General features: G+C 47.8%; 11 protein-coding genes and 1 pseudogene. 4 read left to right on the forward strand and 8 right to left on the reverse strand.

Going from position 1 to position 12,697, the window contains the following annotated elements; genetic code table 11:
* Window positions 1-61: 61 nt before the first annotated feature.
* The 3 genes and pseudogenes from hemN to FEK47_RS05050 all read right to left on the reverse strand — a co-directional run bounded on the left by hemN (window position 62) and on the right by FEK47_RS05050 (window position 2,418).
* The gene (gene hemN, locus FEK47_RS05035) at window positions 62-1,435 is read right to left on the reverse strand and encodes an oxygen-independent coproporphyrinogen III oxidase (RefSeq protein ID WP_135486866.1); all 1,374 of its coding nucleotides are present in this window, start codon (window positions 1,433-1,435) and stop codon (window positions 62-64) included.
* A gap of 188 nt (window positions 1,436-1,623) precedes the next feature.
* Window positions 1,624-2,133, reverse strand: coding sequence for a Der GTPase-activating protein YihI (gene yihI / locus FEK47_RS05040; RefSeq protein WP_130209972.1), 510 nt, complete (start codon window positions 2,131-2,133; stop codon window positions 1,624-1,626).
* A gap of 118 nt (window positions 2,134-2,251) precedes the next feature.
* Window positions 2,252-2,418 (reverse strand): annotated as a pseudogene (locus FEK47_RS05050) (hypothetical protein).
* Window positions 2,419-2,714: 296 nt separating this feature from the next.
* Between FEK47_RS05050 and yihA the strand changes: the two are divergent.
* Window positions 2,715-3,347: a ribosome biogenesis GTP-binding protein YihA/YsxC gene (gene yihA / locus FEK47_RS05055; RefSeq protein ID WP_130209968.1), complete on the forward strand. Its 633-nt coding sequence runs from the start codon at window positions 2,715-2,717 to the stop codon at window positions 3,345-3,347.
* 391 nt (window positions 3,348-3,738) lie between these two features.
* Here the strand turns inward: yihA and polA are convergent, their stop codons facing one another.
* Complete coding sequence (gene polA, locus FEK47_RS05060; protein WP_130209966.1) at window positions 3,739-6,525, reverse strand: DNA polymerase I; 2,787 nt, start codon at window positions 6,523-6,525, stop codon at window positions 3,739-3,741.
* A 363-nt stretch (window positions 6,526-6,888) separates the two neighbouring features.
* Here polA and FEK47_RS05070 point away from each other — a divergent pair, with 363 nt between their 5' ends.
* A complete protein-coding gene (locus tag FEK47_RS05070) occupies window positions 6,889-7,821 on the forward strand; it encodes an acyltransferase (RefSeq protein WP_130216165.1) in 933 nt (310 codons plus the stop codon).
* 40 nt (window positions 7,822-7,861) lie between these two features.
* Here FEK47_RS05070 and FEK47_RS05075 read toward each other — a convergent pair whose 3' ends face one another.
* From FEK47_RS05075 to FEK47_RS05090, 4 genes are all read right to left on the reverse strand, one after another.
* Window positions 7,862-9,292, reverse strand: coding sequence for a DUF945 family protein (locus tag FEK47_RS05075; protein ID WP_135486868.1), 1,431 nt, complete (start codon window positions 9,290-9,292; stop codon window positions 7,862-7,864).
* A 155-nt stretch (window positions 9,293-9,447) separates the two neighbouring features.
* Window positions 9,448-10,074: a thiol:disulfide interchange protein DsbA gene (gene dsbA / locus FEK47_RS05080; protein ID WP_064527999.1), complete on the reverse strand. Its 627-nt coding sequence runs from the start codon at window positions 10,072-10,074 to the stop codon at window positions 9,448-9,450.
* Window positions 10,075-10,090: 16 nt separating this feature from the next.
* Window positions 10,091-11,077 carry a stress response kinase SrkA gene (srkA, locus tag FEK47_RS05085; RefSeq protein WP_135486869.1) on the reverse strand — a complete coding sequence of 329 codons (987 nt, stop codon included), beginning with the start codon at window positions 11,075-11,077 and terminating at the stop codon, window positions 10,091-10,093.
* A gap of 76 nt (window positions 11,078-11,153) precedes the next feature.
* Window positions 11,154-11,423 (reverse strand): YihD family protein, encoded by a 270-nt coding sequence (locus FEK47_RS05090; RefSeq protein WP_001295263.1) that lies wholly within the window; start codon window positions 11,421-11,423, stop codon window positions 11,154-11,156.
* A gap of 69 nt (window positions 11,424-11,492) precedes the next feature.
* Here FEK47_RS05090 and mobA point away from each other — a divergent pair, with 69 nt between their 5' ends.
* Entirely contained in the window at window positions 11,493-12,077 is a 585-nt protein-coding gene (gene mobA / locus FEK47_RS05095; RefSeq protein ID WP_135486870.1) for a molybdenum cofactor guanylyltransferase MobA, read from the forward strand.
* Window positions 12,059-12,586: a molybdopterin-guanine dinucleotide biosynthesis protein MobB gene (gene mobB, locus FEK47_RS05100; RefSeq protein WP_135410567.1), complete on the forward strand. Its 528-nt coding sequence runs from the start codon at window positions 12,059-12,061 to the stop codon at window positions 12,584-12,586. The genes mobA and mobB overlap by 19 nt, the downstream gene beginning before the upstream one ends.
* Window positions 12,587-12,697 lie beyond the last annotated feature (111 nt).

A 12,697-nucleotide genomic window follows, 5' to 3' on the forward strand; every position in this document is an offset into this window, starting at 1 on the left:
TTCTCAGCACATTGATGGCGCTTTCGTTTATCACCGTTGTAAACGAAGCGCCATTCACTATTTAAATCACCCGTGAGAACTGCTGCATTCGCGCTTTCTGGCGCAGATACGTATCAAAGCACATGCAAATGTTGCGGATCAGCAAGCGACCTTTCGCCGTCACCTGAATCCCCTTCTCATCCACATCCACCAGCCCGTCTTTTGCTAATGGGGCCAGCAGCTTGAGATCTTCCGCAAAGTAATCAGCGAAGTGCAAATCCCACTGTTGCTCAATGGGGGCGTAATCCAGACGGAAGTTGCAGATGAGCGACTTAATCACATCGCGGCGAATACAGTCATCACGCGTTAGCGCAATACCACGCCACAGCGCATTACCTTGTTCATCCACCTGCTGATAGTACTGCTTCAACTCTTTCTGGTTCTGCGCGTAGCAGTCGCCAATCATGCTGATGGCGGAAACGCCCATCCCAAGCAGATCGGTATCGCCCTGGGTGGTGTAGCCCTGGAAGTTACGATGCAGCACGCCTTCACGCTGGGCCACTGCCAGCTCGTCATCCGGGCGAGCAAAGTGATCCATACCGATAAACTGATAGCCCGATTGTGTCAGGAAGGCGATGGTTTCCTGCAGAATATCGAGTTTTTGTTGCGGACTCGGCAAGTCAGCATCTTTGATTTTGCGCTGGGCGGCAAAAATAGTTGGCAGATGCGCGTAGTTAAAGACGCTCAGACGGTCAGGGTTCAGTTCCGCCACGCGTTTCAGGGTAAAGGCGAAACTCTCCGGCGTCTGTTTCGGCAGGCCGTAAATCAGGTCAATGTTGGTGGAGGTAAAGCCAATCTCACGCGCATGGTTAAGCAGCGCAAAGATGAACTCTTCATCCTGCTCGCGGTTAACCAGACGCTGTACTTCTTTGTTGAAGTCCTGCACGCCCATGCTCAGGCGGTTAAAGCCTTCGGCGCGTAAATGATCCAGTACATCCAGTTCGATTTCGCGCGGATCGACTTCGATCGAGATTTCCGCATCGGCATTGAACTGGAAGTTTTCGCGCAACAGCTTCATCAGGCGGCTGATTTGCGCTTTATTCAGGTATGTTGGCGTTCCACCGCCCCAGTGCAGCTGGCTCACCTTGCGCCCGACAAAAAGCGGAGCACGATGAACGATTTCTTGCTCAAGCACGTCCAGATACTGGTCGGCCTTGTGCTGCTGACGAGTCACAATCTTGTTGCAACCGCAGAAGTAGCAAAGTTTGTGGCAGAACGGAATATGTACGTAGAGAGATAAGGGACGCTCTGGGTAGCGCGCCACGGCTTGTAAAAACGCCTGTTCGCCGAAGTCTTCTGAAAACTCCAGCGCGGTCGGGTACGAGGTGTATCGTGGCCCGGAATAGTTATATTTCTGGATCAGGGCCAGGTCCCAGTCGATTTGCTGTACAGACATGCTCACTCCTTCCGATGGCGTCTCTGGCGGCTACGGCGTACCGGCGGATGCCCGTTTCGGGTCATCAGCCGGTTGCGCAGCCACTTTTGTCGCCGCGACAACCGCTGTAGTTTAACGAATAACCACACCAGATAACATATAACCGGAAGGGTTATCAGCAGAACGGGAAGGCCCACGGCGGCAATCCGTTAGTTGCCCCGCAGCAGACGCATCATGTCTTCTTGCTTCTCGTCTTCTTCCTCTTCTTCGTCGTCGTCATAAGAGAGGCCGAGTTTCTGCATCAGCTCATCAATACGATCCAGCTTGGCATCTACCCAGGATTGCTCTTCGGCACTCAGGGTTTCGCCTGCTTCCAGACGTTCCAGCAGCGCATCCAGACGCTCATCCGTCTCCAGTAACTCCAACTCCGCCTGCGGTGAAAGCATAGGTTTCTCACTCTTCGGTTTGTGCTGTTTGGTGACTTTTTCAGTCACGCCCAATGGAATAGGGGTTTTACTGCCAATACGTGGATCTTTCGGTGCATTCTGGCCTTTGCTACCCGAAGTAGCGCTACCGCCCGCTGCGCGGCTGCCTGGTGCATGACCACGACGTTTTTTCTGGCGCTTGCGATCACGAGCTTCCTGATTCAGCTCTTCGCGGGTTTTACGACGCGCTTTTGCATGGCCTTTGCTGCGTGAGTTTGAAGATGATGGTTTCATATCAATTCGTCTTTTAGCCGTTTTATTTAGTATAGATTTGCGGCGGAATCTAACAGAAAGCAAGCAAAGAAAAAAGGCGACAGATTACTCTGTCGCCTTTTTTCCTGACTCACAACCCTTAACGGGTCTTACAATCCTTGCAGGCCGCCAACACACCCTGTTTTTCCATTAGCCGGAACATTCCGTGTTGATTCCATTTCCCTTTAGTGACGTCTCCGGACGTTTGTCTTCCTGACAATCCTCTGTCTTCGCCTCCTGGCGCTCCTGACCCTCATCCTGAGTCATCGTTCCTGTTAGCGTCCTCGCTCTATGGGTGCTACTTTACGCTTCTGTGTTAAACAAACAATAAACTATCATCAGTATTTACTCATTTTCAGATTATTGTATAAAACTAATCACATGATTTATTTAGCCTATTTGACATGTGTCGCAGAAATTTCTCTTCGATTTCTCATAAAAACAATCGGCAATGTCTCACAAAGTACATGGTATTTACTTACACCGTTCACGCCGAAAAATCCGTCTTTTATTGTGGTTCAGGTATAATCGCCGCAAAGCTTTGACTGACGGAGACGACCGCTTTGACTAATTTGAATTATCAACAGACGCATTTTGTGATGAGTGCGCCTGATATTCGCCACTTACCTTCCGATACCGGGATCGAAGTGGCTTTTGCAGGCCGTTCCAACGCAGGTAAATCCAGCGCGCTGAACACGCTAACTAACCAGAAAAGCCTGGCGCGTACCTCGAAAACACCAGGACGTACCCAGCTTATCAACCTGTTTGAAGTGGCTGAGGGCAAACGTCTGGTCGACTTGCCTGGCTATGGCTACGCGGAAGTTCCTGAAGAGATGAAGCGCAAATGGCAGCGCGCGCTCGGTGAGTACCTCGAAAAACGTCAGAGTCTACAAGGCCTGGTCGTGCTGATGGATATTCGCCATCCGCTGAAAGATCTCGACCAGCAGATGATTGAGTGGGCGGTGGACAGCAATATCGCCGTACTGGTGTTGCTGACCAAAGCGGATAAACTGGCGAGCGGTGCACGTAAAGCGCAATTGAATATGGTGCGTGAAGCAGTGCTGGCGTTTAACGGTGATGTGCAGGTAGAGACATTCTCTTCTCTGAAGAAGCAAGGTGTGGATAAGCTGCGGCAGAAACTGGATACCTGGTTCAGCGAGATGCAGCCTGTAGAAGAAACGCAGGACGGCGAATAATTTTCTAGCCCTTACGCATGTGCCGGATATCGCGTATCTGGCACATAAAATCATGCAAATTCAATGAGCTATTTTTCTACCGTAGGCCTGTTAAGCACAACGTATCCGGCAATACGGATCTTTTCTTTCGCACAATAAAAAACGCCCCAGTCATTACTGACTGGGGCGGCTAAAAAATTCAGCCAAATCCGATTACGTGAAGTAAAAGGTCTGAAAGATAGAACATCTTACCTCTGTACCCTACGCGACTAACTTTACTCTTTTTTGTTCAGTTCAGAAAGCACTTTTTGTAATTTTTTTTCAGTTGTTGCATAGGAATTTCTAATACCCATCACAAATCGTGGCTGGTTATGTTGCTTAGTTACGAAAAAAAGGCTTGTTAAGGCAAATCTTAGTGCGCCTGATCCCAGTTTTCGCCACTCCCCACTTCCACCAGCAACGGCACATCCAGGCGGGTACAGTTTTCCATCAACTGATGGATCTTCTTCGCTACCGCATCGACATCATCTTTATGAACTTCAAACACCAGTTCATCGTGTACCTGCATGATCATTCGCACGCGCGGTTGCTCTTCCTGTAGCCAGGCATCAACGGCAATCATAGCCCGTTTGATGATATCCGCAGCGGTTCCCTGCATTGGTGCGTTAATGGCTGCACGTTCAGCCGCGGCACGACGTGCACCGTTGCTGGATTTGATATCCGGCAGATAGAGGCGACGTCCGTCCAGGGTTTCAACGTATCCCTGCTCTTTCGCCTGAGCACGAGTGCGTTCCATATATTCCAGTACGCCTGGGTAGCGTTCGAAGTAAAGGTCCATGTACTTCTGTGCTTCTTTACGTGGAATGTTCAATTGCCGCGCCAGACCGAAAGCACTCATGCCATAAATCAGACCAAAGTTGATCGCTTTCGCGCTACGGCGTTGTTCGCTGGTGACGGTTTCCAGTGGCAAACCAAACACTTCTGCCGCCGTTGCCCGGTGGATATCTTTTCCTTCTGCAAATGCGGTCAGCAAGCCTTTGTCTCGTGAAAGATGCGCCATAATGCGCAGTTCAATCTGCGAGTAGTCCGCCGAGACTATCACATAATCCTGCGGCGCAATAAACGCCTGGCGGATACGGCGGCCTTCTTCGTTACGCACCGGAATGTTTTGCAGGTTAGGATCGGTTGAGGATAAACGCCCCGTCGCAGTTACCGCCTGGTGATAAGAGGTGTGCACGCGCCCGGTTTTCGGGTTGATCATCAGCGGCAGCTTGTCGGTGTAGGTCGATTTCAGCTTCGCCAGACCACGATACTCCAGAATCACTTTTGGCAACGGATAGTCCAGTGCCAGCTCTTCCAGTACCTCTTCCGACGTTGACGGCGCACCACCCGGCGTTTTCTTAAGCGGCTTAATACCCTGTTTTTCAAAAAGAATAGTTTGCAGTTGCTTGGTGGAAGAAAGGTTAAATTCTTCACCTGCAATTTCATGCGCTTTCTTTTCCAGCTCAGCCAGACGCAGGGTGAGTTCTTCAGAATGATTGTGCAGCACTTTCGGGTCGATCTTCACACCGTTGCGTTCGATGCGCGAAAGTACCGGCACCAGCGGCATTTCGATGTTTTCGAAGACGTTTAGTGGCCCTTTGTGTTTTTGCAGATCCGGCCACATTTTCAGATGCAATTGTAAGGTGACATCTGCATCTTCAGCGGCGTAACGTCCGGCCTCTTCCAGGGCAATCTGGTTAAAGGTCAGTTGATTTTTACCTTTACCGGCAATCTCTTCAAAAGTGATGGTTTTGTGCTTCAACCAACGTTCCGCGAGGCTGTCCATATCGTGGCGACCGGCAACGCTATTGAGAATGTAGGACTCGAGCATGGTATCAAACGCAATCCCCCGCAGCTCAATGCCGTAATTCGCCAGAATGCCGCGATCGTATTTCAGGTTTTGCCCGACCTTCAGCGCCTTTTCATCTTCCAGCAGCGGTTTTAGCAACTCGAGTGCACGCTCGCGAGAGATCTGATCGGGCGCATCAAGATAATCATGAGCAACCGGAATATAGGCCGCTACGCCTGGCTCGATAGCAAAAGAAAGCCCTACCAGGTTGGCAGAGATGTTATCGAGGCTGTCGGTTTCGGTATCAAATGCAAATACCGGCGCTTTTTCCAGCTTCGTAATCCATGCTTTTAGAGTTTCTTCGTCCAGAATAGTGACGTAGTTATCGTAAGAAATCGCTGTTGCAGTCACTTCGGGTGTTTCGTCGACAACAATGGTTTCCTGCGGCTTCGCGGCTGGTTTTGCCCCTTTGGCCTGTAACCATTTGCCCGCTTCGACATCAGCAGTCCAACGCTTGAACTCATACTTTTTGAACAGTCCCAACAACTCTTCAGCCGCCGGTTGTTGTACTTCCAGTTGTTCGCAGGTCAGTTCCAGTTCAACGTCGGTTTTAATCGTCGCCAGCTGGTAAGAGAGATAGGCCACCTCTTTATTTTGCTCAAGCTTCGCCGCCATTGTTTTCGCGCCACGGAAGCTCAATCCAGCAATTTTTTCCGGCTCGGCATACAGCGTATCCAGGCCGCCAAGACCTTGTAGCAGCGCCTGCGCGGTTTTTTCGCCGACGCCCGGTACGCCAGGAATGTTATCAGAAGAGTCGCCCATCAGCGCGAGGAAGTCGATGATCAGTTCTGGCGGTACGCCGTACTTATTCACCACCTCTTCCGGGCCGAGGATAGTATTTGTCATGGTGTTGATAAGCGTAATATTTGGCGTCACCAGCTGCGCCATATCTTTATCACCGGTGCTGATCAATACCGGACGCCCGGCTTTTTCGGCTTCGCGCGCCAGAGTACCGATAACGTCGTCTGCTTCTACGCCAGAAACGGCCAGCAGAGGCAGCCCCATCGCTTTTACCATAGTGTGCAGGGGTTCGATCTGCGCGCGCAAATCGTCCGGCATTGGCGGGCGATGTGATTTGTAATGTTCAAACAGTTCATCACGAAAGGTTTTTCCCTTGGCGTCAAAGACCACCGCTGCATGCGTCGGTTGGTATTGCATGATCAGACTACGCAGCATGTTGAGGACACCGTACATCGCACCGGTTGGCTCGCCTGCGCTGTTAGTCAGCGGCGGAAACGCGTGATATGCGCGATAAAGATAAGATGAACCATCTACAAGGATTAGTGGGTTTTGGGGGATCTGAACCATAATGTCCGTGCCTGTTTATCAGATTATGCGTAAAGGATGCCACAGACAGGATGAAAACATGAGTTTTTCACCGCTTTTCGTGAAAATCTTTTGTAGATCTTCTGGATCGCTCGCAAATCGTCATGTGGATAACTTTGTGTATAAATTATTTACATCACTTTTAATTTATTATCATGCTTGTTACAGCATTATATTTATTGTTGTTTTTCATAAAGTTAAAAATAAAAACATTGCTGGTGATTGAGTAATAGGGATTTTTTCTAATGTGGATAGATATGAATTATTTTTCTATCTAAGGATCATCCGTTATTTGGGCCGTTTTCTGCTAAAATCTGCGCCTTGCGCTTCTTTAGCGCACTGTCTATGGCTAACCTTTTGAATAATTTAATTATGACGAGAATACTCGCTGCGATAACACTTTTGGTGAGTATCGTATTGACCATTTTGGTCACCATTTTTTGTTCTGTCCCGATCATCATTGCCGGGATCGTAAAACTATTGTTACCTGTGCCAGTGATTTGGCGAAAGGTATCGCTTTTTTGTGATTTTATGATGTATTGCTGGTGTGAAGGATTAGCGCTATTACTGCACCTTAACCCACACCTGCAATGGGAAGTTCGCGGACTGGAAGAACTAAGTAAGAAGAACTGGTATCTGCTTATTTGTAACCACCGCAGTTGGGCTGATATTGTTGTACTGTGCGTGTTGTTTCGTAAGCATATTCCAATGAACAAATATTTTCTCAAGCAGCAACTGGCCTGGGTGCCTTTCCTTGGCCTGGCATGCTGGGCGCTGGATATGCCATTTATGAAGCGCTATTCCCGCGCTTATTTGATACGTCATCCGGAACGGCGCGGTAAAGATGTTGAAACCACTCGCCGATCTTGCGAAAAGTTTCGCCTGCATCCCACCACGATTGTGAATTTTGTTGAAGGCTCCCGTTTTACTGAACAGAAACACCAGCAAACCCACTCGACATTTAAAAACCTCCTGCCTCCCAAAGCCGCCGGTATCGCGATGGCACTGAATGTACTGGGTAAACAATTCGATAAACTACTCAATGTTACGCTGTGTTATCCGGACAATAACCGCCAGCCATTCTTCGATATGTTAAGTGGCAAACTGACGCGGATTGTCGTGCATGTGGATTTACAACCTATTGCTGAAGAGTTGCATGGCGACTATATCAATGACAAAAGCTTCAAACGTCATTTTCAGCAGTGGCTGAACACACTGTGGCAGGAAAAAGACCGACTTCTGACTTCACTGATGTCATCACGGCATCAGGATAAGTAGTTATAACTCGCCTCCGTATTAGCAGAGGCGAGTTATCATTTTAATTCACTAAACGTCCGGCACGAGACATAAATTCTTCTTCGCTCATCTCCTGACCGTTAAAAACAACTTTACCTGGCAAATAATGCAGTTGCAGCGAGGCAATATTGTTGTCAATTGTGATTAACTGAAACATCTTACCTAATGTTGCCATTCCGCCGATTTGTTTATCAGCCAGCTTTTGAGCTTTTTCAGCATCCATTCCTTCAGATAAATTAAGCTGTTTAGCTATTTCAGTGACGACATTAATCGGTACATTCATATCCAGATTGAACGATTTAATATCTTTGTTTGTGGATGATGAAGATTTAGCTGGATCGACAATACTAATATCCAGATTAGCATTTAGTTCACCGACAGCGTTCTTCCAGCTTACAGGTAGTTTAATGATCGGCTCACTTTTTTGTAATAACGGTAAATACTCTTTGAACAATGCAGTATTCATTGCTTCCAGTGCATCTTCATCATTTGCTAACTCAGGGTGTGCTGCAAGTTGCTTCTGCGTCGCAATGTTGTACTGGATGATAAACTGGCGAACTGCTAAGGGATCAATAGATTCAGCAATCAATGACCACTGACCGCTACCGAGTTGTTGATTCCCTTTTGTTAACTTATCAAGTTCGTAGGTCAGATTCACATTGATATAATCTTTATCTTTTACGCGCTCTAGTGTGGTTTTCGCGACAAAAGCGTCGATTTTGGCAACTTCGTCACCGCGATTGATAATGCTGATCTGATTAAATTTCGACTCGCTTTCACCAACCGGAAATTTCTTTTCTGCTAATCGCGTCAGAGAATTAATGGTAAAATTTTTCGCCGTGACTTTATTCATTGGCGATAATTCCAGAACAATATCTTCGACTTTGCCTTCAACATCGAGATTAGACAATGAACTGTCATCACCATTAAAAGTAAACTGACCTTCACCAAAGGAGAGTTTTCCATACTCTGCAGGGGCAACGTCCAGAGTTGTAGAGAAAGAACCGCCAAAGGCGAATCGCAATGTCGCTTCGACGGGCGCTCTATCTTTTGCAGCAATAAATAGCGGCTGTGTCAGTTCATTATTGACTAATTTAACTTTTGCTGCCGCCATAGCAGGTAAGATATTGCCGCTTTTTAACATTGATAGCGGCAAGGGGCCATGATCGACATCCACATCAAATGCAATACCTTGTCCTGGCTTGATATTGAGATCTGGCGCACCTTTATCAAAGGTAATAAGCATTTGAAAATGAGAGCTAAAAAAACCTTTGTCAAAGTTTTTATAGCTGGCGGTCATATCATAGGCATGCTCTCCCTTCTTTTTACTGTCGTTAAAATCTTTAATAAATTTTTCGACGCCAGACTGGATTTGAGTCCCTTCATACCATGTTCCACCGCCCCAGATAATGGCTAATGCAACAATAACACCTGTGGCTGACTTACGTATCATTTCTATTATTCCCTGATAAAACAGCAAAACTTTTAATATCCGCGCTTGATATTAAAATGTCCAGAAACGAGGTGAATTATCAGAAAGTATTTATATTGATTAAACAACAAAAAAAGCCCGTGAATATTCACGGGCTTTATGTGAATTACAATAAATTATTTTTTCTCAGACAGATATTTCACTGTATCAGCATACTGCTGAACAAAAACATCCATATTGCTGGTATCCATACCCTGCGGATTCAGCTGATATTTACCGTTAACAAACATCGCTGGAACGCCACGCAATTGTACATCTGCAGCCGCTTTTTCTTGCTGTGCGACCAGAGATTTAACAACAAAGCTGTTCCATGCTGCATCATACTCTTCGCCTTTAATACCTGCGTTGATGAAGACATCACGAATGTCGGCCGTAGAGCGAATGGTCTGTGTTTTCTGTACGCCTTCAAACAGTGGTACAGTCACTTTATCTTCTACGCCCAGCGCCATCGCCACAGCCCACGCTTGTGTCAGAGATTGCCCCAGCTCCCCGCCCATGAAGTTGACGTGGTATTTAGTCATCTTCACACCTTCCGGCAGTTTTTTCTTCACATTCTCAGAAATATGCAGAACTTCTTCAAACTGATAGCAGTGTGGGCAGAAGAAAGAGAAAAACTCCAGCACTTGCGGTGCGCCAGCAACCGGCTTTTCCAGCGTGGTGTATTGTTTACCATCTTCATACTGCGCCGCCGATGCGCTAAACGCTAAAACCAAACCAGCCAGCGCCAGCCAAATCTTTTTCATGATCTACTCTCTCCGATTAATACATAGGTGTTAATTGCAAAGGGGGTTCTTGTAGAACTTTTGCCTGTTCTATAAAAGTTGCCGTCTGTCGCAGCCAGTAATCTTCCCCGGTTAACCACGGGAAATTTTTCGGGAACGCCGGATCAGCCCAACGCCGCATTAGCCAGGCAAGATAATAAACCAAACGCATGGCGCGTAAAGGTTCAATCAGTCCGATTTCAGCGGTGTCGAACTCGCTAAATTCTTCATAAGCTTCAATAATAGTTTCTAACTGCATCCGCTGCTCAGCTTTATCGCCATTCAGCAACATCCACAGGTCCTGAATTGCAGGGCCATTACGCGCATCATCCAAATCGACAAACATTGGGCCATCGCGCCAGAGAATATTTCCGGCATGGCAGTCACCATGTAATCGCAGAACGGTGAAGTCCTCCCGCCAGTGTGCTGTAACGGCGGTAATAAGTTCATCCGTTGCCTTAAGGAAGGCCGCTTTCAGCCCAGAAGGTATCAGCGTAGCATTTTCAAACAGCTTGCGTGGCTCAATGAGATATTCATTCAGACCGAGGGTCGGGCGATGGATAAAAAGCTGTTTGCGCCCCGTCTGGTGCATACGCCCTAAATAACGCCCAACCGCTTCCATCTGATCGATATTATCAGCTTCGAACTGGCGACCACCGACGCTTGGAAAAACAGCGAAATAAAATCCCTGATGATTCAATAAAGTTTGACCGTTAAAGGCCACAGGTGCTGCGACCGGAACTTCATCGTTAACCAGCTGCAACGCAAATTGATGTTCTTCGAGAATTTGATCGGCAGTCCAACGTTCAGGGCGATAAAATTTGACGACAAAACGTCGACGATCTTCGTCCTGAAATTGATAGACACGGTTTTCATAGCTGTTAAGCGGGGTAAGACCGGAATCCACCCGGATCCCATGCTCAAACAGAGCGTCCATGATGGTATCCGGGTGTAGTGTCTGGAAAGTAAAAGCGCTGTTGTTCATCCCATCATCCGGAAAACATTACGAATGATGAAGGATATCATTTCACAATGATTTTGTTGGTAGCGCTTACAAGCTTTTACTCTTTAATTACGCCACGCGCGCGTAATAGCGCCGTTTTGAAGTCTTCTTCATAATCTTTCTGCAACCCAGGGATCACCGCATCTTTCGCGGAATCGCGCATTTTCAGGTGATAGATCAGAATGTCATCCGTCAAATCCGCCAGTTCGCCGTCAAAACCTGACTCTTTCGCCAGTTTCTGCAAAAATTGCAGCAGGTTAAGGTCTGGCTCTTTTTGCCAGGCTGGCTGGAGGAGTTCAATAACTTCATTCAGACGTTTACATTTCATAGTAATGCTCCTTACTCTTGAGACAGACACGTTAGCAGGGTCAATCCCACAATAAAAGAGGCGATATCGGTGAATCTGATGACGACGATAACAGGCGTTGTGCTGGCAGGCGGTAAAGCCAGACGAATGGGCGGCGTAGATAAAGGATTGCTTGAATTAAACGGCAAACCGTTGTGGCAACATGTCGCTGACGCGCTTATGGCGCAGCTGTCTCACGTCGTGGTTAATGCCAATCGTCATCAGGAAATCTATCAGGCCAGTGGTCTGAAAGTAATAGCGGATTCACTGGCGGATTATCCTGGCCCGCTGGCGGGAATGCTTTCGGTAATGCAGCAGGAAGCAGGTGAGTGGTTTCTGTTTTGTCCGTGCGATACGCCTTATATTCCCCACGATTTAGTCTCCCGGCTTAATCATCAGCGCAAAGATGCACCTGTTGTGTGGGTCCATGACGGTGAACGCGATCATCCAACTATTGCTCTGGTAAATCGCGCTATTGAGCCGTTGTTGCAGGAATATCTGCAAGCAGGAGAACGCCGGGTAATGGCATTTATGAATCTTGCTGGCGGTCACGCGGTTGATTTTAGCGACCGTAAAGAAGCATTTGTGAACGTGAATACGCCAGAGGAGCTTGCCCGATGGCAGGAAAAACAATGATACCGCTACTCGCCTTTGCCGCGTGGAGCGGCACCGGAAAAACGACGCTGTTGAAAAAACTGATCCCGGTATTATGCGCCAGAGGGATCCGCCCGGGGCTGATTAAACATACGCATCATGATATGGATGTCGATAAACCGGGCAAAGATAGCTATGAGCTGCGCAAGGCTGGCGCGGCACAAACCATCGTTGCCAGCCAGCAGCGTTGGGCGCTAATAACGGAGACGCCAGACGAAGAAGCGCTGGATCTGAATTTTCTCGCAAGTCGAATGGATACCTCAAAGCTGGATCTGATTCTGGTTGAAGGGTTCAAGCATGAAGAGATCGCGAAGATTGTGCTGTTTCGCGATGGAGCTGGACATCGACCGGAGGAATTAGTGATAGACAGGCATGTTATTGCTGTAGCCAGTGATGTGCCGCTTAATCTTGATGTCGCGTTACTGGATATTAATGATATTGAGGGGCTGGCTGATTTTGTGGTGGAGTGGATGCAAAAGCAGGCCGGATAAGCAAGAGTAGGCTGGAGAAGACGCGCCAGCGTCGCATCCGGCATTTTTTTCTGCATCAACGCAAAAAGGCCATCCTGACGGATGGCCTTTTGCTTTATTTGATGCCTGGCA

The sequence above is a fragment of the Escherichia sp. E3659 genome (assembly GCF_005781135.1).
In the GTDB taxonomy this organism is placed as follows: Bacteria; Pseudomonadota; Gammaproteobacteria; order Enterobacterales; family Enterobacteriaceae; genus Escherichia.

Coding starts and splice junctions, on each gene's coding strand:
- hemN (WP_135486866.1), bottom strand. CDS start 1,435: ATGTCTGTACAGCAAATCGACTGGGACCTGGCCCTGATCCAGAAATAT.
- yihI (WP_130209972.1), bottom strand. CDS start 2,133: ATGAAACCATCATCTTCAAACTCACGCAGCAAAGGCCATGCAAAAGCG.
- polA (WP_130209966.1), bottom strand. CDS start 6,525: ATGGTTCAGATCCCCCAAAACCCACTAATCCTTGTAGATGGTTCATCT.
- FEK47_RS05070 (WP_130216165.1), top strand. CDS start 6,889: ATGGCTAACCTTTTGAATAATTTAATTATGACGAGAATACTCGCTGCG.
- FEK47_RS05075 (WP_135486868.1), bottom strand. CDS start 9,292: ATGATACGTAAGTCAGCCACAGGTGTTATTGTTGCATTAGCCATTATC.
- dsbA (WP_064527999.1), bottom strand. CDS start 10,074: ATGAAAAAGATTTGGCTGGCGCTGGCTGGTTTGGTTTTAGCGTTTAGC.
- srkA (WP_135486869.1), bottom strand. CDS start 11,077: ATGAACAACAGCGCTTTTACTTTCCAGACACTACACCCGGATACCATC.
- FEK47_RS05090 (WP_001295263.1), bottom strand. CDS start 11,423: ATGAAATGTAAACGTCTGAATGAAGTTATTGAACTCCTCCAGCCAGCC.
- mobB (WP_135410567.1), top strand. CDS start 12,059: ATGGCAGGAAAAACAATGATACCGCTACTCGCCTTTGCCGCGTGGAGC.